This is a genomic window from Bacillus sp. URHA0034 (assembly GCF_056280405.1).
Genome location: NZ_JBWCDK010000002.1, coordinates 2,628,959 through 2,646,637, shown reverse-complemented (window position 1 = coordinate 2,646,637; position 17,679 = coordinate 2,628,959). Strand labels below are relative to the sequence as shown.

Annotated in this window: 18 protein-coding genes; 14 read left to right on the top strand and 4 right to left on the bottom strand. The window is 40.5% G+C overall.

The features are described 5' to 3' along the window. Positions 1–415 precede the first annotated feature (415 nt). From tsaE to tsaD, 4 genes are read left to right on the top strand one after another with little or no spacing between them, the layout of a single operon-like run. Positions 416–868, top strand: a complete 453-nt coding sequence (tsaE, locus tag ACZ9EE_RS14650; protein ID WP_476032961.1) for a tRNA (adenosine(37)-N6)-threonylcarbamoyltransferase complex ATPase subunit type 1 TsaE — start codon at positions 416–418, stop codon at positions 866–868. Continuing rightward, positions 869–1,576, top strand: a complete 708-nt coding sequence (gene tsaB, locus ACZ9EE_RS14645) for a tRNA (adenosine(37)-N6)-threonylcarbamoyltransferase complex dimerization subunit type 1 TsaB (RefSeq protein ID WP_476028166.1) — start codon at positions 869–871, stop codon at positions 1,574–1,576. It begins immediately after the preceding gene. Positions 1,577–1,588: 12 nt separating this feature from the next. Next, entirely contained in the window at positions 1,589–2,038 is a 450-nt protein-coding gene (rimI, locus tag ACZ9EE_RS14640) for a ribosomal protein S18-alanine N-acetyltransferase (protein ID WP_476028164.1), read from the top strand. Continuing rightward, positions 2,035–3,060 (top strand): tRNA (adenosine(37)-N6)-threonylcarbamoyltransferase complex transferase subunit TsaD, encoded by a 1,026-nt coding sequence (gene tsaD, locus ACZ9EE_RS14635; RefSeq protein WP_476028162.1) that lies wholly within the window; start codon positions 2,035–2,037, stop codon positions 3,058–3,060. The genes rimI and tsaD overlap by 4 nt, the downstream gene beginning before the upstream one ends. Before the next feature lie 541 nt (positions 3,061–3,601). On the opposite strand, the gene ACZ9EE_RS14630 is transcribed toward tsaD, so the two are convergent. Further along, positions 3,602–5,521: an ABC-F family ATP-binding cassette domain-containing protein gene (locus ACZ9EE_RS14630; protein WP_476028160.1), complete on the bottom strand. Its 1,920-nt coding sequence runs from the start codon at positions 5,519–5,521 to the stop codon at positions 3,602–3,604. A 279-nt stretch (positions 5,522–5,800) separates the two neighbouring features. On the opposite strand from ACZ9EE_RS14630, the gene moaC reads away from it, so the two are divergent. The 6 genes from moaC (at position 5,801) to ACZ9EE_RS14600 (ending at position 10,701) form a co-directional block, all read left to right on the top strand. Beyond that, the gene (gene moaC, locus ACZ9EE_RS14625; protein ID WP_476028158.1) at positions 5,801–6,298 is read left to right on the top strand and encodes a cyclic pyranopterin monophosphate synthase MoaC; all 498 of its coding nucleotides are present in this window, start codon (positions 5,801–5,803) and stop codon (positions 6,296–6,298) included. A gap of 33 nt (positions 6,299–6,331) precedes the next feature. Further along, positions 6,332–6,985 (top strand): redox-sensing transcriptional repressor Rex, encoded by a 654-nt coding sequence (locus ACZ9EE_RS14620; protein WP_476032960.1) that lies wholly within the window; start codon positions 6,332–6,334, stop codon positions 6,983–6,985. A 107-nt stretch (positions 6,986–7,092) separates the two neighbouring features. Then, positions 7,093–7,716, top strand: a complete 624-nt coding sequence (locus ACZ9EE_RS14615; protein WP_476028156.1) for a YhbD family protein — start codon at positions 7,093–7,095, stop codon at positions 7,714–7,716. A 12-nt stretch (positions 7,717–7,728) separates the two neighbouring features. Next, positions 7,729–8,451 (top strand): polymer-forming cytoskeletal protein, encoded by a 723-nt coding sequence (locus ACZ9EE_RS14610; RefSeq protein WP_476028154.1) that lies wholly within the window; start codon positions 7,729–7,731, stop codon positions 8,449–8,451. Between the two features lie 15 nt (positions 8,452–8,466). Then, the gene (locus ACZ9EE_RS14605; RefSeq protein WP_476028152.1) at positions 8,467–9,177 is read left to right on the top strand and encodes a cytoplasmic protein; all 711 of its coding nucleotides are present in this window, start codon (positions 8,467–8,469) and stop codon (positions 9,175–9,177) included. A gap of 12 nt (positions 9,178–9,189) precedes the next feature. Further along, positions 9,190–10,701, top strand: coding sequence for an MDR family MFS transporter (locus tag ACZ9EE_RS14600; protein ID WP_476028150.1), 1,512 nt, complete (start codon positions 9,190–9,192; stop codon positions 10,699–10,701). A 41-nt stretch (positions 10,702–10,742) separates the two neighbouring features. On the opposite strand, the gene ACZ9EE_RS14595 is transcribed toward ACZ9EE_RS14600, so the two are convergent. Then, complete coding sequence (locus ACZ9EE_RS14595) at positions 10,743–10,943, bottom strand: YdiK family protein (RefSeq protein ID WP_476028148.1); 201 nt, start codon at positions 10,941–10,943, stop codon at positions 10,743–10,745. Next, complete coding sequence (locus tag ACZ9EE_RS14590; RefSeq protein ID WP_476028146.1) at positions 10,940–11,662, bottom strand: lysostaphin resistance A-like protein; 723 nt, start codon at positions 11,660–11,662, stop codon at positions 10,940–10,942. Before ACZ9EE_RS14590 ends, ACZ9EE_RS14595 begins: the two co-directional genes overlap by 4 nt. A 359-nt stretch (positions 11,663–12,021) precedes the next feature. Here ACZ9EE_RS14590 and groES point away from each other — a divergent pair, with 359 nt between their 5' ends. The 4 genes from groES to ACZ9EE_RS14570 all read left to right on the top strand — a co-directional run bounded on the left by groES (position 12,022) and on the right by ACZ9EE_RS14570 (position 16,911). Then, positions 12,022–12,309 carry a co-chaperone GroES gene (groES, locus tag ACZ9EE_RS14585; protein ID WP_476028144.1) on the top strand — a complete coding sequence of 96 codons (288 nt, stop codon included), beginning with the start codon at positions 12,022–12,024 and terminating at the stop codon, positions 12,307–12,309. A gap of 87 nt (positions 12,310–12,396) precedes the next feature. Beyond that, positions 12,397–14,031, top strand: coding sequence for a chaperonin GroEL (gene groL, locus ACZ9EE_RS14580; RefSeq protein ID WP_476028142.1), 1,635 nt, complete (start codon positions 12,397–12,399; stop codon positions 14,029–14,031). A gap of 782 nt (positions 14,032–14,813) precedes the next feature. Next, positions 14,814–15,992 carry a M24 family metallopeptidase gene (locus ACZ9EE_RS14575; protein WP_476028140.1) on the top strand — a complete coding sequence of 393 codons (1,179 nt, stop codon included), beginning with the start codon at positions 14,814–14,816 and terminating at the stop codon, positions 15,990–15,992. 349 nt (positions 15,993–16,341) lie between these two features. Continuing rightward, positions 16,342–16,911 (top strand): SF0329 family protein, encoded by a 570-nt coding sequence (locus tag ACZ9EE_RS14570; RefSeq protein WP_476028138.1) that lies wholly within the window; start codon positions 16,342–16,344, stop codon positions 16,909–16,911. Positions 16,912–17,360: 449 nt separating this feature from the next. Here the strand turns inward: ACZ9EE_RS14570 and ACZ9EE_RS14565 are convergent, their stop codons facing one another. Beyond that, the gene (locus ACZ9EE_RS14565; protein ID WP_476028136.1) at positions 17,361–17,558 is read right to left on the bottom strand and encodes a tyrosine-type recombinase/integrase; all 198 of its coding nucleotides are present in this window, start codon (positions 17,556–17,558) and stop codon (positions 17,361–17,363) included. Positions 17,559–17,679 lie beyond the last annotated feature (121 nt).

Here is a 17,679-nt window from a genome sequence, read left to right as displayed (position 1 = left end):
TTGAAGAAAATGTCCATTAGAGAGGATCCAATGGACATTTAACCTAAGAAATTTGATGATATTGTCCAATAAAGAGGTTCTATTGGACAGTTTTTTAATATATCCTTTGAATTTGTCCAATAGAGCAGTTGGTCTATTTATAACCAAGAACAAGAGTGAAACCATGTAAACGGTACTTCGTCCCCTGATGAGGTACAAATTCAAAGCCAAATCTTTGGATGATCCTGATGGTAAGAATCAGGGATTAATTCGGGGGTCTGTCTAACATAGAGAACCGTCCTCTTTTTGCATTAAAGCCCAAATTCTTATAAACAACATAGGTATTCATCCTTAGGAAGCATCCTAAGGTTTTTTTTATGCCTAAATAAGGGTAAAATGAAAATAAAGAATTGTTATGGTAAAGTTAGGTGATTGGATGAAGGAATTTGAATTAACGACATCAAACGATAGGGATACTTCGCAATTCGCGGAAAGACTCGCGAAGTATCTGCAGCCAGGTGACGTCATTGCTCTTGAGGGCGACCTAGGGGCTGGAAAAACTACGTTTACTAAAGGCTTAGCCAAGGGGTTAGAAGTAAAAAAGACGGTTAATAGCCCTACATTTACAATAATCAAAGAATATCGAGGACGGCTTCCATTGTATCATATGGACGTATACCGAGTAGCGGATGCTTACGAAGATCTAGGCTTTGATGAATACTTTGCAGGTGAAGGAGTTACCGTAGTGGAATGGGCCCATCTGATTGAAGAGCAGTTGCCAGAAGAACTGTTAACAATCTTTTTATACCATCAAGGTCAGGATCAGCGGAAAATTGTCTTGAAGCCTAAAGGACCTAGATATGAGCAATTATGTAAGGAGATATTTTAGATGACCATTTTAGCGATAGATACTTCTAATTATGTTTTAGGAGTAGCGCTGTTAGAAGATAATCAGGTGCTCGGTGAATATATTACCAACTTAAAGAAAAACCACTCTGTTCGAATAATGCCTGCAATCCAAACCTTAATGAAGGATTGCGACAGAGTACCTGCTGATTTAACGAAGATAGTGGTTGCAAAAGGGCCTGGATCCTATACAGGAGTTAGAATAGGCGTAACCGTAGCAAAAACGTTAGCCTGGACCTTAAACATACCCCTTGTTGGGATTTCCAGTCTTGAAATATTAGCAGCCGGTACAGGGCGATACTTTAATGGGTACGTATCACCACTATTTGATGCTAGAAGAGGGCAGGTATATACAGCTCTCTATCAATATCAAAACAGTAAGTTGGCAGCGGTAAGGCAGGATCAGCTCGTTATGTTGGCTGACTGGGCCGCTGGCCTACAAGAATTGGACAAACCTATTTTATTCGTCGGAAATGATTTACCATTGCATCATGTTAAAATCGAAGAGATTTTAGGAAATAAAGCTATCTTTGCCGGCATAACAGAGCACAACCCTCGGCCAGCAGAGCTGGCGGCATTAGGGCAGGATAAACCAGGAGAAGATTTACATTCCTTTGTTCCAAATTATATTCGCTTGGCAGAAGCTGAAGCAAAATGGCTGGAGGCAAAGGGAAAAATTCTAAATGGATAGGGTTAGAGATAAATGGTAGATTCTTATGTTTTTCGTTTTATGAGGGAAGAGGATATTGACCAGGTATTAGAAGTAGAGCAGGCCTCCTTTACCACACCATGGAGTCGAGAGGCATTTTTCAATGAAATACACAATAATAAATTTGCTGTTTATATCGTCCTTGAGGAGGATAATAAAATCATTGGGTATTGCGGCACATGGATCGTCATTGATGAGGCCCATGTAACCAATATAGCGATCCTCCCCGGCTATAGGGGCAAGAAACTGGGCGAAGCTTTATTAACAAAACTAATTTCGACAGCCCGTGAAATGGGAGCAAGGAGTATGACACTTGAAGTCCGTGTGACTAACCATGTCGCTCAATCCCTTTACCGAAAATTCGGGTTTCAAAACGGCGGGATTCGAAAAAATTATTATTCCGATAATCAGGAAGATGCATTAATTATGTGGGTGAACTTATGAAAAAAGATTTATGGATAGTAGGAATTGAAACTAGCTGCGATGAAACCGCCGTAGCGATTATAAAAAATGGCCGTGAAATAGCAGCGAATGTGGTGGCATCGCAAATTGAGAGTCATAAAAGATTTGGAGGGGTTGTCCCTGAAATAGCCTCTCGTCACCATGTTGAACAAATAACCATCGTAATAGAAGAGGCACTGCGCCAAGCGAAGCTAACATTTTCGGAAATAGATGCCATTGCCGTTACAGAGGGCCCAGGTTTAGTGGGCGCATTGTTAATTGGGGTAAATGCTGCTAAGGCCCTTGCCTTCGCTCACAACAAGCCATTGGTGCCGGTTCACCATATCGCTGGGCATATTTATGCAAATAGATTGGTAACTGAACTAAAATTTCCACTCCTGGCCCTCGTCGTTTCTGGCGGGCATACGGAGCTTGTTTATATGAAGGAGCATGGTCACTTTAAAGTGATTGGTGAAACAAGAGACGATGCAGCTGGTGAAGCGTATGATAAGGTTGCAAGAACTTTGAATATGCCTTATCCAGGCGGCCCTCATATTGATCGTCTGGCCCATGAAGGTAAACCGACAATTGACTTACCAAGGGCATGGCTTGAGGAAGGATCATACGACTTTAGTTTCAGTGGTTTAAAGTCAGCTGTTATCAACACGGTCCACAATGCAGAGCAGCGCGGAGAGACCATTGTCCCTGAGGACTTAGCAGCAAGCTTTCAAGAAAGTGTCATTGAAGTGCTTGTGAAAAAGACTGAGAGGGCTGTTGCAGAGTATCAAGTTAAACAGCTATTAGTAGCAGGAGGCGTTGCTGCCAATAAGGGACTAAGAACCACCTTGGAACAGACCTTTTTAAAACACCCTGAGGTTGAATTGGTGATACCTCCACTTTCATTATGTACGGATAATGCAGCAATGATTGCTGCTGCCGGCAGTGTTATGTTTGAAAAAGGAATCAGGGCTGGCTTGAACCTTAATGCCAATCCTGGGCTTGATATCGAATTATATAACGAATAGTCCTTCCGAATCGGGAGGATTTTTTTGTATTTAGAACAGAGAATTGTCCAGCTCCAGCGCCCTAGCGGCTAGTGTCCTTCGCGCTTCGCCCTACGATAAGTGAACATCGAATCGCTGCCGCTCTTCGTGTTGTCTATCTCCAGCGCCTAGGGGCTCGGGGTCATAAGCCAAACCGTCAAGAAGGCTAGAGAGCAGCCTTCTCGCCGGCTCGTCTTATGCCTGTCGCCCCTGATCAAGGCGCTTACGCTTTTCGAATTTCCTTTATCTCAGTTGAAGCACTCCAGGCCATACGCTTCTGAACAATGCGCCTGCGCTTTTCTTGCCTGTGGATAAAAAATTCTGAAAAGTAAATATAATATTCACAATTTGTGGATAGATATCAACAATCTGTGGACACTGTGGATAAAAGTGGGGATAACTGTGGATATTGTGGAAAACTGCAACAAATGTTTATATAAATACTATTTAAAATGTGCGTAACCTTGTGGACAACTAAATTTCATGTTAAAAAAAAACCGGGAAAATACCCCCGGTTTCGTCATTATTCGGCAAGCGCAGCCCATTCATCCATTAACTGCTCCAGTTCTGTTTTTGCTTTTTCATTCTGAATATTAATATCTAATACCTTTTCATGATCTTGAAAAACCTCTGGATCACATAACTGTTGTTCAAACGCTTGAAGTTGCTCTTCAAGTTCCTCAATTCGCTGTTCCACTTCATCTAATCGTCTTTTTCGCTGGCGTTCAAGTTTTTTACTCTCTTTATCCTGTTGATAACTATTTTTTTCGATTGAATCCTTCTCAGCGGTTTTCTTAGCAGAGTCTGCTTGTGCGAGTGCCGCTAGTTCTTCCTGTTCGAGTTTCTTATCCACATAATAATCATAATCCCCCAGATACTCTAAGCTGCCCTTAGGACTCAGCTCCAACACCTTAGTCGCAATCCGGTTTATGAAATAACGATCATGTGAGACGAATAGGATGGTACCAGGATAATCAATCAAGGCATTTTCCAGTACTTCTTTGCTGTCGAGGTCGAGGTGGTTCGTCGGCTCGTCTAAAATAAGCAAATTGGCTTTTTCTAGCATAAGCTTGGCAAGTGCGAGCCGTGCTTTTTCGCCGCCGCTTAAGGTTGAGACAATTTTCAATACGTCGTCACCGGAAAAAAGGAAATTACCTAGAACTGTCCGGATTTCCTTTTCGCTTTTTAAGGGATAGTCGTCCCATAATTCATTTAACACTCGCTTATTTGAGGTTAATTCTGCTTGCTCCTGGTCATAATAACCAATTGCAAGATTGGTCCCATAGAGGATGGTACCCGCCAGTTGAGGCAGCTTCTTGATAATCGTTTTTAAGAGTGTCGATTTCCCAATTCCATTGGGTCCGACTAATGCAATACTTTCTCCTTTATAGGCCCGAAACGAAATATCCTCCGAGACCTTTTTACCTTCATACCCTACAGCCAAGGATTCTATCGTCAATACATCATTGCCGCTTTGTTTTTCAATTTCAAAGGAGAAGGTAGCTGATTTCTCATCTCCAAGCGGCCGGTCCATTAACTCCATTTTTTCAAGCTTTTTACGGCGGCTTTGGGCTCGTTTCGTCGTAGAGGCCCTAGCAAGATTACGGTGGATAAAATCTTGCAGATTAGCAACCTCTTGCTGCTGTTTTTCATAGAGTTTCATATCGCGCTCATAATTGGCTGCTTTTTGATCAAGGTAGGCACTATAGTTGCCGGTAAATCGTTGGATTTGTTTCCGTGATACTTCGTAAACTTGGGTGACAACTTTGTCTAAGAAATAACGGTCATGGGAAACAATCAAAATGGCACCATCATATCCCTGTAAATATTGCTCCAGCCAGGAAAGGGTATCGATGTCAAGATGGTTAGTAGGCTCGTCCAATATTAAAATATCAGGTTTTGTTAATAACAGCTTTCCTAAAGCGAGCCGGGTCTTTTGCCCTCCGCTTAAGCTTGTAATCATCAGTGAACTGTTGTGAAAGTTTAACCCGTAAAGGACGGAGCGAATATCGGCTTCATATTGATAGCCGCCCTGCTCTTTAAATTTAACCTGGAGCTGATCATATTCTTTTAAAATACGCTCATATTTTGCACTATCTTCAAAAATATCAGGGTCGGCCATTTGTTCTTCGAGTTGACGAAGCTTTTTTTCCATCAATCGAAGCGGTTCAAAGACGGTTAACATCTCATCCCAAATCGATAAATTTGATTCAAGGCCGGTATTTTGCGCTAAATAACCGATGGTTACATCCTTGGGTTTAATAATCTCGCCGCCATCATGGGACAGGTGTCCGGCAATAATCTTTAATAACGTGGATTTCCCAGCGCCATTCCGACCGACAAGGGCAACGCGGTCGCGGGTTTGTAATTCAAGCTTTATATTCGATAAAATAAGGTCAGCCCCATAATATTTTTGCAGTTGGTTTACTTGCAGTAAAATCATTTATATTCACCTCTATTAAAAAAACAAAACGTAAGGATTATGTCGCATGGTAATATAAGACAAAAGCTGTATTCCCATTTCATCTTTAAAGTGAAACCTTTCACTTATATAAGCAGCAAATCAGTCTTTACTATATAAATAGTGTACCGTATTAGCGTAAGGTCGGCAATAAAGTGAGGATTTATGGCACTTTTTTCAAGAAAAAATACATATTCGTTCAAAGTTTCACACACATTGTGGTAAAAATAGTGTATTATTTTTTCGTAGGGGGATTTTTTTATGGCAGAATTTACGCATTTCAATGACGAAGGCAGAGCTAAAATGGTGGACGTTAGTGACAAACCCGAAACCGCACGAACGGCTCTTGCTCATTCGAGTATTACTGTAAGTGATGAAATCTTTCAAAAGATATCAAACCATGAAATGAAAAAAGGCGATGTTTTAGCGGTCGCACAAGTAGCAGCGGTAATGGCTGCGAAAAAAACATGGGACATTATTCCAATGTGTCACCCGATTCCACTAACAGGGGTCAATATATCCTTTTCATGGGAAAAAGGCCAAAATGAGAGCCATCAATTGCATATTGCTGCAGCCGTTAAAACAAAAGGAAATACAGGTGTTGAAATGGAAGCGCTCACAGCGGCATCAATTTGCGCTTTAACCGTTTATGATATGTGCAAAGCAGTAGATAAAGGTATGATCATTGGACCGACATACTTAGTTGAGAAAACAGGCGGAAAAAACGGAGACTTTAAAAGAACGGAACAAGTTAAGTAATATTTACATTTTTGGAATGGGGTGTGGGAGATTATGAGCAATGAAACGATGAAGATACCACAGGCGACAGCAAAACGGCTGCCCCTCTATTATCGGTTTTTAAAAAATCTGCATACTTCCGGGAAACAAAGAGTTTCGTCTGCGGAACTAAGTGAAGCGGTAAAGGTAGACAGTGCAACGATTCGCCGAGATTTTTCATACTTTGGGGCCTTGGGGAAGAAAGGGTACGGCTACAATGTCAATTATTTGTTAACCTTTTTCCGTAAGACACTTGATCAAGATGAACTAACAAAGGTTGCGTTAATTGGGGTTGGTAATCTAGGAACAGCCTTTTTGAACTATAATTTTTTAAAAAACAATAATACCAAAATAGAGGTTGCCTTTGATGTCGATCCGGAAAAGATGGGTGCAAAAGTTCGGGAGGTTCCTGTTTATCACATGGATGATCTCGAAAAGGTGCTCTTAGAGCAAAAGATATCCGTTGTCATTCTTACGGTTCCAGCCCCTGTTGCCCAAGTGATTACCGACAGGCTGGCAAAAGCCGAAGTAAAAGGGATTTTGAACTTCACGCCCGCACGATTAAATGTCCCTGCATCGATTAGAGTTCATCACATCGACTTGGCAGTGGAATTACAGTCTTTAGTTTATTTCTTAAAACATTATCCAACAGAAGAAATAGAAGAATAATGATAAAAGGGTGTTTTACTAACAAAAATTAGTGAAACACTTTTTTTGTCTCTTTACAAACGTAACAGTGTTATGTTACATTCTATTTTAGAAAGGGGTTATCTAAAATGAGCGACGAGTTAATTTCTAAAAAGGAGCTGCTGGATCTTGCCGGTATTTCTTACGGCCAGCTGTATCGATGGAAGCGGAAGGATCTGATCCCGGAAGAGTGGTTTATCCGAAAATCCACGTTCACAGGACAGGAAACGTTCTTTCCAAAAGAAAAGATTTTAGAGCGGATTAATAAAATCCAGACCATGAAGGATAATTTGTCTTTGGATGAATTAGCAGATATGTTTTCACCTAATATTAGTGATTTAAAGCTGGAAAAGGATGACCTCATAAAACGTAACATTGTTTCACCATCTGTTATGGATATTTATTTGGAAATGGATAAAGGCAGTCATCAGTTTACCTTTTCAAGAATGCTCGAAGTTTATGTATTAGAGAAACTTTTACAGTCTGGGGAAATAAATTTAGATGAAGGTAAAATGCTGCTTCAAGTCTTAAAGGACAATACGCAGCTGATCAAACAGAGGAAGTGTGAATTAGTGATAACAAGAAAGCTTGGCGTTTCCTCTTGCCTGCTGCTGATTAATGCAGAGGCCTTTCATTTTGAACCCGGAACAAAAGTGGTCACTGTATTATCAATGATGACATGTATGGAAGAAATAAAAGCTAAATTATTATAAGGGAGAATGACTATGGAAACGAATCGAAGAGGGGACCTGGTCATTAATGGACTTGGTTCATCCAATGGGGGACATTTTTCTTTGGTTACGCTGAATGGAAGCGGGACAGTAAATAGTGACCTCGAATGTGAGGAATTAGAATGTAACGGCTCCGGAACGTTGAAGGGGAATGTAGCAGCCACAAATGTAATAATTAACGGAAATGCCCGGTTCCATGGAAATATTGAGGGCGAGATGATGAAAGTGGATGGGACAGCCAAGGTTGCCCAAAATCTTTCGGTGAAAAACGTAAAGGTCTCCGGAAAAGTCAATGTTGAAGGTAAAGTAAAAGCGGAACAGATCACCATTCATGGTATTTTAACAGTGGGTGAAGATTGTGAAGCTGAGAGTTTTAAAGGAAAATATCGCTTTACAATTGGCGGGCTTCTAAATGCAGAGCAAATTGATGTGGAGGTTTATGGGGATTGCAGGGCAAAGGAAATAGGAGGGCAGACCATTACCGTTAAACAACATAAGGGGTCCATTATCGGCACCATATTAAAACCTTTTTTCAAAAACCAATTGGAAACGGATTTGATTGAGGGCGACAAAATTGTGCTGGAAAATACCGTGGCGAAGGTGGTCCGAGGTCATCAAGTGAAAATAGGTCCGAATTGTCAAATCGGTGTGGTTGAATATACGGATGAATTTTCTCAAGATAAAAATTCAGTTGTAGGCGATATTCAGAAGGTGTAGGAGGAGGGGAAAAGAATGGGCAAAGGACAAAATTTAATAATTAATGGTTCGGGAAGCTACCCAGGCGGCATATATGATAAAATCAGCATCCGCGGTGAAGGGACCATTGTAAATGACGTGGAATGTTCCACCTTTCATGTGTATGGCACAAGTGAGGCGAGAGATAATGTGAAAACCGGTTCGGTAAAAATTATGGGCGAGGCCGAGGTTAAAGGGGATATGGCGGCAAACGATTCGCTTGTCATGGGAACGATGTTGGTCGGCCGGAATGCCGGTTTGAAGAAGATGAAGGTATTTGGTGTGCTGGAAATTGGTGAAAAGTTAAGCGGAGAGGAGGCGACCATCAAAGGAAGTATCTCTGTTAAAGGAGACGTGGAATTTGAAACGTTCGATTCCAGCGGCAGTTTTGACGTCAAAGGATTACTAACAGCAGACAAGGTCAAGATTTCACTGCGATTCGGCCAAAGCACAGCGGAAGAAATAGGCGGTGGCAAAATCATCGTCAAAAGAAAGAAAAACTCGATCCTCCCGTTCGGAAGAGAGGAAGGAACTCTTTCGGCCAAAGTAATTGAGGGTGATGATATTTACTTAGAAAATACAACTGCTGAAGTTGTCCGCGGTAATACGGTTAAAATTGGCCCCGGCTGTCAAATAGGCCTTGTTGAATATACTACGGAATTGAAAAGCGATTCATCGTCAGCCATAAAATCTAAGACAAAAGTGTAAAGGGGTAAAAGAATGGCCAAAAAGGAAAGCAAATTAGGGTTGGTCGTTGCAGGATTGTTACTGGGAATCCTGATGGCATCGATGGATAATACGATTGTTGTGACAGCAATGGGAACCATTGTTGGCGATCTTGGCGGGCTGGAAAGCTTTGTCTGGGTAGTTTCAGCCTATATGGTGGCAGAGATGGCCGGGATGCCAATCTTCGGGAAATTATCTGATATGTATGGGCGTAAACAATTCTTCATCTTTGGGTTGATCTTATTTATGATTGGTTCTGCTTTATGCGGAACTGCGGAAACCATTACACAGCTAAGCATCTACCGGGCCATTCAGGGCATAGGCGGCGGAGCCTTAGTTCCGATTGCCTTTACGATCATGTTTGATTTATTTCCCCCTGAAAGACGTGGGAAAATGGGCGGATTGTTTGGGGCTGTTTTTGGATTATCCAGCATCTTCGGTCCGTTATTAGGGGCCTATATTACGGACCATATCAGTTGGCATTGGATTTTCTATATCAATTTACCACTCGGAATCTTATCCTTGTTTTTTGTTTCGATTGCCTACAAAGAATCGCCGATTCACCAGAAACAGAGAATCGATTGGTGGGGGGCTATTACTTTAATTGGGTCCGTTGTTTGTTTAATGTTTGCCCTAGAGCTTGGCGGGCAGAAATATGATTGGGATTCTAGTATTATTTGGAGCTTATTTGCGGGCTTCGCCGTTCTTTTTTTACTCTTTTTATATATTGAAACAAAGGCAAAGGATCCAATCATTTCGTTTACGATGTTTAAGAACCGACTGTTTGCCGGAAGTACTCTTGTCAGCTTATTTTATGGAGCGGCGTTTATGGCAGCTACTGTTTATATTCCCATCTTTGTGCAAGGGGTCTACGGCGGAACAGCGACGAATTCAGGCCTGATTTTATTACCGATGATGCTTGGATCAGTGGTGACGGCCCAAACAGGTGGATTTTTGACGACTAAGATGAGTTACCGGAACATCATGTTTTTATCTGGCATCATTTTGATTATCGGATTTTTGCTGTTAAGCAGCATCTCCCCAGAAACCAGCAGGGCATTATTAACGGTTTATATGATTGTCATCGGCTTAGGAGTTGGGTTTTCCTTCTCGGTGTTAAGCATGGCGGCAATTCACCCATTTGGTATGGAGCAGAGAGGTTCGGCTACTTCTACGAGTAATTTTATACGTTCACTTGGAATGACGATTGGGATCACCATTTTTGGAACCATCCAAAGAAGTAATCTCAACGAGGGGCTGAAAGAGGCCTTTTCTGGAATGGGGCAGATGAAGGGGCAACCGTTTGGCGATTCGCGGTCATTGTTATCAGGAGAAGCCAGAAGTCACATCCCGCCGCAAATCTTAGACAAAATCACAGATGCCCTTTCAAGCTCCATCGTCCACACCTTTACATGGGCACTAGTCCCTGCAGGAATAGCCTTCCTCTTTATCTTCATCCTCGGCAAAGACCGTCTTAGAATAAACACACAAGCAGCATCGAAATAATAGAAAAGGTGACAGGCACCAATGGTGCCTGTCACCTTTTCTTATCTTTTCACTTTATTTTTATACTTTACATGAAATAGGATCATTTTGACGCCGGAGCCAAAGTCAAAGGTGGCTAGTAATACGAGCAGGTAACCGAAGAATCCCCAGCCGCTTGTTTGGACATGGTCGATGGCAAAGTAGGTAAACAAGGTACCGAGAAAGAGGTAGATAAAACCGGAAAACAAGGGTGAACGTCTCATAGAAAGCCTCCGATAAAGTTTTGAATCGCTTCCGCCTCTCGTCTTAGTCGTTCAATATCATCTTTATAAACAGATTGAACCAAAACAACCATTGTGTTCATCGATACATGAGCAAAGATCGGAACAATAATACGGTTTGTTCTGACATAGAGAAATGCAAACGTAAAGCCCATCGCCGAGTAAAGTAAAATATGGACAGGCTCCATGTGGGCTAATGCGAAGATAACGGAACTAATTAATGCTGAGATGAAAAAATTATATCGTTTATATAGTGCACCAAAAATAATTTTGCGAAAAACGATTTCTTCTAGAATTGGACCAATGATGCTTGTTACTAGGATTGCCAGCGGCAGGGTTTCGATGATTTTGAGGATATCCTGTGTATTCTCCGAACCCATTTTAATTCCTAAAAGGCTTTCGATTATAGCTGCAACATACTGGGCAAATAAAGCTAAAAATACCCCTACTACTGCCCACATTGCCGAATATCCAAACGAAGTCCCTTTCTCATCCAAACTACGTGTATTCATTTCCTTCCGTAAAATAAGAAGGATAATGATTAAGGCGATCGAAAAACTGGCAATCAGATAAACAGGAACAGCAAGTCTTTGACTGATATCGAAATGTTTAAAGCCAAAGATTAAGATGGGGAGCCCCACTAGACTTGAAAACTGCATAGCAATGTAAACAATAATGACCCACCAATATTCCTTTTTCAAATGACAATCTCCTTTATTTATAGTTATAGGATCCTGGATCAATATAAGCACTAATATTTATTTTACTCTTAAAACTGTAATGGTTTCAATTTAGATGTACTGTTTACGCAAAATTAAAGGCTTCTGAGCAGTGAAACCCCTAATATAGAAGTTTGTTTAATTTCTTTTTAAAAGGAGGTATAGATTGCCTGCTTTTTCACATACTTTATAAGGTTGTAGAAAAGAAAATTTCTTTGTAAAAATTTATGCATCATACTTGCAAAAGATTTTAAGATTCATTATTATAATAATTGTGTTAGCACTCATCAGAGGAGAGTGCTAATAAAGAAAACTACATATATTTGAGGAGGTTGTTTGAATTGTTAAGACCATTAGGTGATCGTATTATTATTGAGCTTGTTGAGTCAGAAGAAAAAACTGCAAGCGGCATCGTATTACCGGATTCAGCGAAAGAAAAGCCTCAGGAAGGAAAAGTTGTTGCCGTTGGTACTGGCCGTGTCCTTGAAAGCGGTGAGCGTGTAGCACTTGATGTGGCTGTAGGTGATCGTATTATCTTCTCAAAATACGCTGGTACAGAAGTGAAATACCAGGGTGTTGAATACTTAATTTTACGTGAAAACGATATCCTTGCTGCAGTAAGCGAGTAAATAGAAGCATTTAAGCCTGACACTTGTCAGTTAGTGAACTTTTAAAAGAATAGATTCAGAGTAAAAATACGAGGAGGTTTTTTTACAATGGCTAAAGAAATTATGTTTAGTGAAGATGCACGCCGCGCAATGCTACGTGGTGTTGATGCTCTAGCAAATGCAGTAAAAGTTACGCTTGGACCTAAAGGACGCAACGTGGTTCTTGAGAAAAAATTCGGTTCCCCACTAATCACTAATGACGGTGTAACAATTGCAAAAGAAATCGAATTAGAAGATGCATTCGAAAACATGGGTGCTAAATTGGTTGCTGAAGTAGCAAGCAAAACAAATGATGTTGCTGGTGACGGTACTACAACTGCAACTGTTCTTGCACAAGCGATGATTCGTGAAGGCTTAAAGAACGTTACAGCTGGTGCGAACCCAATGGGTATCCGCAAAGGGATTGAAAAAGCTGTTACTACAGCAGTTGAAGAATTAAAAGCAATCTCTAAACCAATCGAAAACAAAGCTTCTATCGCACAAGTTGCTGCTATTTCATCTGCTGATGAAGAGGTTGGTCAATTGATTGCAGAAGCAATGGAGCGCGTTGGTAACGACGGTGTTATCACAATCGAAGAATCTAAAGGCTTCACAACTGAGTTAGATGTTGTTGAAGGTATGCAATTTGACCGTGGCTATGTATCTGCATACATGGTAACAAACACTGACAAAATGGAAGCTGTATTAGATAATCCATATATCTTAATCACTGACAAGAAAATTTCTAGCATTCAAGAAATCCTTCCAGTGTTAGAGCAAGTAGTACAACAAGGCAAGCCATTATTACTTGTTGCTGAAGATATCGAAGGTGAAGCATTATCAACATTAGTAGTGAACAAGCTTCGCGGAACATTCAATGCTGTTGCTGTTAAAGCTCCTGGCTTTGGTGACCGTCGAAAAGCAATGCTTGAAGATATCGCTGCCTTAACTGGCGGGGAAGTGATCACTGAAGAGCTTGGCCGTGACCTTAAATCTGCAACCATCTCATCTTTAGGACGCGCTGCTAAAGTTGTTGTAACAAAAGAAAATACAACAATAGTTGAAGGTGCTGGCGCAACTGAAGAGATCCAAGCTCGTGTAAATCAAATCCGTTCTCAATTAGAAGAAACTACTTCTGAATTTGACCGTGAAAAGTTACAAGAGCGCCTAGCTAAGCTAGCTGGCGGTGTAGCAGTAATCAAAGTTGGTGCTGCGACTGAAACTGAATTAAAAGAGCGCAAACTTCGTATCGAAGACGCTTTGAACTCAACTCGTGCAGCAGTTGAAGAGGGTATTGTATCCGGTGGTGGTGTAGCCCTTCTAAACGTATACAGCCGCGTAGCTGAGCTTCAAGAAGAAGGCGATGTAGCAACAGGTATCAACATTGTATTACGTGCAATGGAAGAGCCAGTTCGCACAATCGCTCACAATGCTGGTCTTGAGGGATCTGTTATTGTTGACCGCTTAAAGCGTGAAGAAGTCGGCACAGGTTTCAACGCTGCTAACGGTGAATGGGTAAACATGATTCAAGCTGGTATCGTTGACCCAACTAAGGTTACACGTTCAGCTCTTCAAAACGCTGCATCTGTAGCGGCTATGTTCTTAACAACTGAGGCTGTAGTAGCAGACAAACCAGAACCTGCTGGTGCTGGTGGCGGAATGCCTGACATGGGTGGTATGGGTGGAATGGGCGGCATGATGTAATCATAGCCTATTACCCTTAATATGACTGGGTTTTATGTAATACGAAAATGAAATGCTAACATATTTGCTCATATAGACGATTATAATCGAGGCTTCTCATGAGTTGTGCAAACTTTTGGGAAGCTTCTTTTTTTATTTCAGTTGTAACGTGGAGATAGACATTCTTTGTGATTTGACCATCGGAGTGACCAAGTCTATCCATGATTTGTTCCGGTGCGACAACTGCTTCTGTTAAAAGTGAAGTTGTGTATGTCTCAATGAGTGAGGTATTAAGTCAGTGTTTAATTTGCGATTGCAAGAAGTTGCCTTGCTTTATTCATTACCTATTATTTAAATATTATCTACTATGTTGTTGTTATTTTGCTCCATATGCTTGTAAATAGGCTTTAAGAAAAATAAGTCTTTCCTCAAACACTTCTAACATAACCCCAGTTTCCATCGAATCTATGTGATCTTTCCAAGTTGATTCCTCTAATCAATTTGATCTCCGGGGATGCAATATTAAGTTTACGATAAGTATAGATTAAAAAATAGTTATATAGATATTTATATAAAAAAATGATAGTCAGATTTTTCGTAGGGTAAATAACGGGACTATAATCAAGACATCAACTTTGCTAAAAAAGAGAACATCCCGGATATCCTATCGCCATAAAATGGTACAACTCAGGATGGCTCGCTTAAGAAACTCCATTAACCTTGCTAAAAGGCATTTTTCACTAAATTGCTGCATACAATGGGAAACTATAAAAATTGTAAAAAATATGTTGGAGGTGATAGGAATGCTCAAGCAAGAACTTACCAACCGCATGAAGCAATTGCAAGAAAGGTTAATTACGAACGAATATGACGCTTATATTATTACTGCCGAAGAAGACATCTGGTATTACACAAACATTACATACAAACCAGAGGAACGCCCCTTTTTCATCATAGTTGTCCCCGAACAAACACCTACATTACTTGTACCAAAGCTTGAGGAATCCCACGTACATAAAAGTATTATCGATTATGATATTGTTTCTTATTGGGAGTTTCCATCTTCAAATGGAAGCAATTGGTATGATAAACTAAACCAGTTGATCCAAGGTTATTCACGAGTAGGAATAGAGAGTAACGTGCGTGCAGACGTGTATCATCTCATGAAAGCAAAGGAACTAGTTTCAGTACAGTTAGTCGAAGCACAACGTAAAGTGAAAAGCGTCTATGAACTTGAAAAAATTCGCATGAGTGCTAAAGTGTGCGATGAAGCAATGGAGGATATTTTTAATACGATTTATCGCGGTGCCAGTGTGTTAGAACCATTTACCTTGTCAAAAAAAGTACAAACCAACCTAATAAAAACAAAGCAATTTGACCCAATCACAACTTCATTGCTCACAGCCGTTTGGAATGCACCAACAAGTGCGATGCCGCATAGTATTCCTGAGTTAGGTGATCGATTTGGGGAGGGATCGAACGTCGCGATGGCCTATTATCGAATTAACGGATATTCAGCAGAGTGTGAACGGACGTTTTTTCTTGGACAACCTACCAAAGAAGATGTGGAAATGTTCCAACATATGCAAAACGCACGAAATCGAGCTTTGAGTATGGTGCGAGCAGGTGTAAGGGCAGCAGACATCGATGAAGAGGCACGAGCTTATTTTGATCAACATGGGCTACTTAATCGTTTATTACATCGTACCGGGCATGGGGTCGGCTTGCGAAATCACGAAGGACCATATATTGCAGAAGGTAGCAACGAAATATTAGAGGAAAATATGGTGATTACGATTGAGCCAGGCCTCTATATTGAGGGGGTAGGCGGATATCGACACTCCGATACCATCCGTGTAACCAAGGATGGCTATGAAGTTCTTACAACATTTCCTTCTGATCTAAAAGATATGACGATCACCCAATCAAACATATTGGCAAAGTTAAAAGGGAAGTTTATACAGAAGTATTTGAAGCTTTGATGTTAAGTTCGCCATGAGGTTTAATGAAAAATATATATCCCGTTAGCGTTTCAAATCGCGGTGATGCTTACCATGCCCAACCTGATAACTTCTACAGTTGATTTTGATTTTAGTGTGTCAATCGGGCCCGTTTTGTTTATGTTTAATAGTGCTGTATTACAGGTGAACGAGTAATATGAAAATAGGAGGTGAACCTGATGGGTCACCTCTTATTTGTGGTAGGTATGATTATTACAAGTTACACTTAAACTTTGTAATTAGTATGTTCGATGTGTTGGTTATTGTATTATGGATAATATAAAAGACTACCTCAATAAATATATATCATATAAAAGTTAAGGAGAACTACATGACCTGGAACAAATTAAAGCAAAATCTGGAGAGTTTTCTCTGTCCAGCATTATATGGAAGGGTTGAATACCGTGCAACAAGCTACCGTTATTTACCTGATAAAGCAGGAATTTGTTATATTGCAGTAGATAAAAAGAATGTACTCAATATGAGTGACATAACCACCTTAATCAGATGGTATCAGACGGAGCTGGAAATTAAGAATGATCCTGATATCCAAATTCCTATCAACAATGAGGAGATTGAAGCCGTAAGAAAAGAAACCAAGGGGATAGTTCCTGAGGATCGTCTACAAGTAATTGCTAGGGGTAGAAAATTATCAGAATATGCAAAGGAGCTTTTGGCAGCGCAGTCATCATTAAGTAAATCAAATTTTATCGTTGTAGCTAATAAGTTTTTATCCACTTCTATAGAAGAAAGCCTAGAGAGCAATGATATCCTATTGAATATTTTAGCTTTGGTGGACAGACGGGTAGGAAAAAAACGTATTTTAAAAATGAACGAGAAGATGAAGTTAAAGCATCCAATTGTACAGTATTTTTATGAAATACGGCTAAGTACTTTATGATAATAAATAACTCATCTATTTAATACCTCTGTAACCTACAAGTAACACAGGAGGAGTTTATGAATAGAGGCTAACATTTTGCTAACGCAATCAAATGAAAAAACGATAAAATCTCGTTAATGCTGTTACACTTGAGCTTCTCAAAAACCTTGATATATCGCACTTTTGTAACACATCGTGAAAGATATTACAAACGTCATCTTACGGGCGGCAGGATGTAATCAACGCCCAAACCCCTTGATATATGTGGCTTTTATGTAAGAGGGGAGCGGAATGCTAACATTTCTCTCCTAAAATTAGAGGTTTCTCATGAGTTGAGCAAACTTGTGGGAAGCCTCTTTTTTCATTACTTTCGTTACGTGCAAATAGACTTTTTTTGTTGTCTCGTCGTCACAGTGGCCTAAGCGGTCTATAATCTCTCCTAAGTCTACCTTTGCTTCTGATAACAATCACGTATGTGTATGGCGCAAAGAGTGGGGAGTGAGATCTAGATTTAAGCCGGCCAGCTTCAGCAACTTCACCATTCTATTTTCCACGGTCTTAATGAAAATAGGATAGCCTGGTTGTCTCTCTTTCTTGGCGAAAATGAATCCTTCATCATGATAGGCTTCACCATAGTACTCCTGCACTTTCTGCTGCGCTAGCATATGCTTTGTGTAAGCCGCAATGACTTCTGTTTAGGGAGTAGTCCTGGCGGGTAGATAAATGGGAGAACTGAGTGCTAAGTTTTTACTTTTGGCTAGTCAGTTCACCAATTAGTTCAACTAA

Excerpts from the sequence above, each read along its gene's own strand:
- ACZ9EE_RS14620 (WP_476032960.1), top strand. The coding sequence starts at position 6,332 with ATGAGCAATGAAACGATGAAGATACCACAGGCGACAGCAAAACGGCTG.
- ACZ9EE_RS14595 (WP_476028148.1), bottom strand. The coding sequence starts at position 10,943 with ATGAGACGTTCACCCTTGTTTTCCGGTTTTATCTACCTCTTTCTCGGT.
- ACZ9EE_RS14570 (WP_476028138.1), top strand. The coding sequence starts at position 16,342 with ATGACCTGGAACAAATTAAAGCAAAATCTGGAGAGTTTTCTCTGTCCA.
- ACZ9EE_RS14600 (WP_476028150.1), top strand. The coding sequence starts at position 9,190 with ATGGCCAAAAAGGAAAGCAAATTAGGGTTGGTCGTTGCAGGATTGTTA.
- tsaB (WP_476028166.1), top strand. The coding sequence starts at position 869 with ATGACCATTTTAGCGATAGATACTTCTAATTATGTTTTAGGAGTAGCG.
- ACZ9EE_RS14615 (WP_476028156.1), top strand. The coding sequence starts at position 7,093 with ATGAGCGACGAGTTAATTTCTAAAAAGGAGCTGCTGGATCTTGCCGGT.
- ACZ9EE_RS14630 (WP_476028160.1), bottom strand. The coding sequence starts at position 5,521 with ATGATTTTACTGCAAGTAAACCAACTGCAAAAATATTATGGGGCTGAC.
- tsaE (WP_476032961.1), top strand. The coding sequence starts at position 416 with ATGAAGGAATTTGAATTAACGACATCAAACGATAGGGATACTTCGCAA.
- tsaD (WP_476028162.1), top strand. The coding sequence starts at position 2,035 with ATGAAAAAAGATTTATGGATAGTAGGAATTGAAACTAGCTGCGATGAA.
- ACZ9EE_RS14610 (WP_476028154.1), top strand. The coding sequence starts at position 7,729 with ATGGAAACGAATCGAAGAGGGGACCTGGTCATTAATGGACTTGGTTCA.
- groL (WP_476028142.1), top strand. The coding sequence starts at position 12,397 with ATGGCTAAAGAAATTATGTTTAGTGAAGATGCACGCCGCGCAATGCTA.
- rimI (WP_476028164.1), top strand. The coding sequence starts at position 1,589 with ATGGTAGATTCTTATGTTTTTCGTTTTATGAGGGAAGAGGATATTGAC.
- ACZ9EE_RS14565 (WP_476028136.1), bottom strand. The coding sequence starts at position 17,558 with ATGCTAGCGCAGCAGAAAGTGCAGGAGTACTATGGTGAAGCCTATCAT.
- moaC (WP_476028158.1), top strand. The coding sequence starts at position 5,801 with ATGGCAGAATTTACGCATTTCAATGACGAAGGCAGAGCTAAAATGGTG.
- ACZ9EE_RS14575 (WP_476028140.1), top strand. The coding sequence starts at position 14,814 with ATGCTCAAGCAAGAACTTACCAACCGCATGAAGCAATTGCAAGAAAGG.
- ACZ9EE_RS14605 (WP_476028152.1), top strand. The coding sequence starts at position 8,467 with ATGGGCAAAGGACAAAATTTAATAATTAATGGTTCGGGAAGCTACCCA.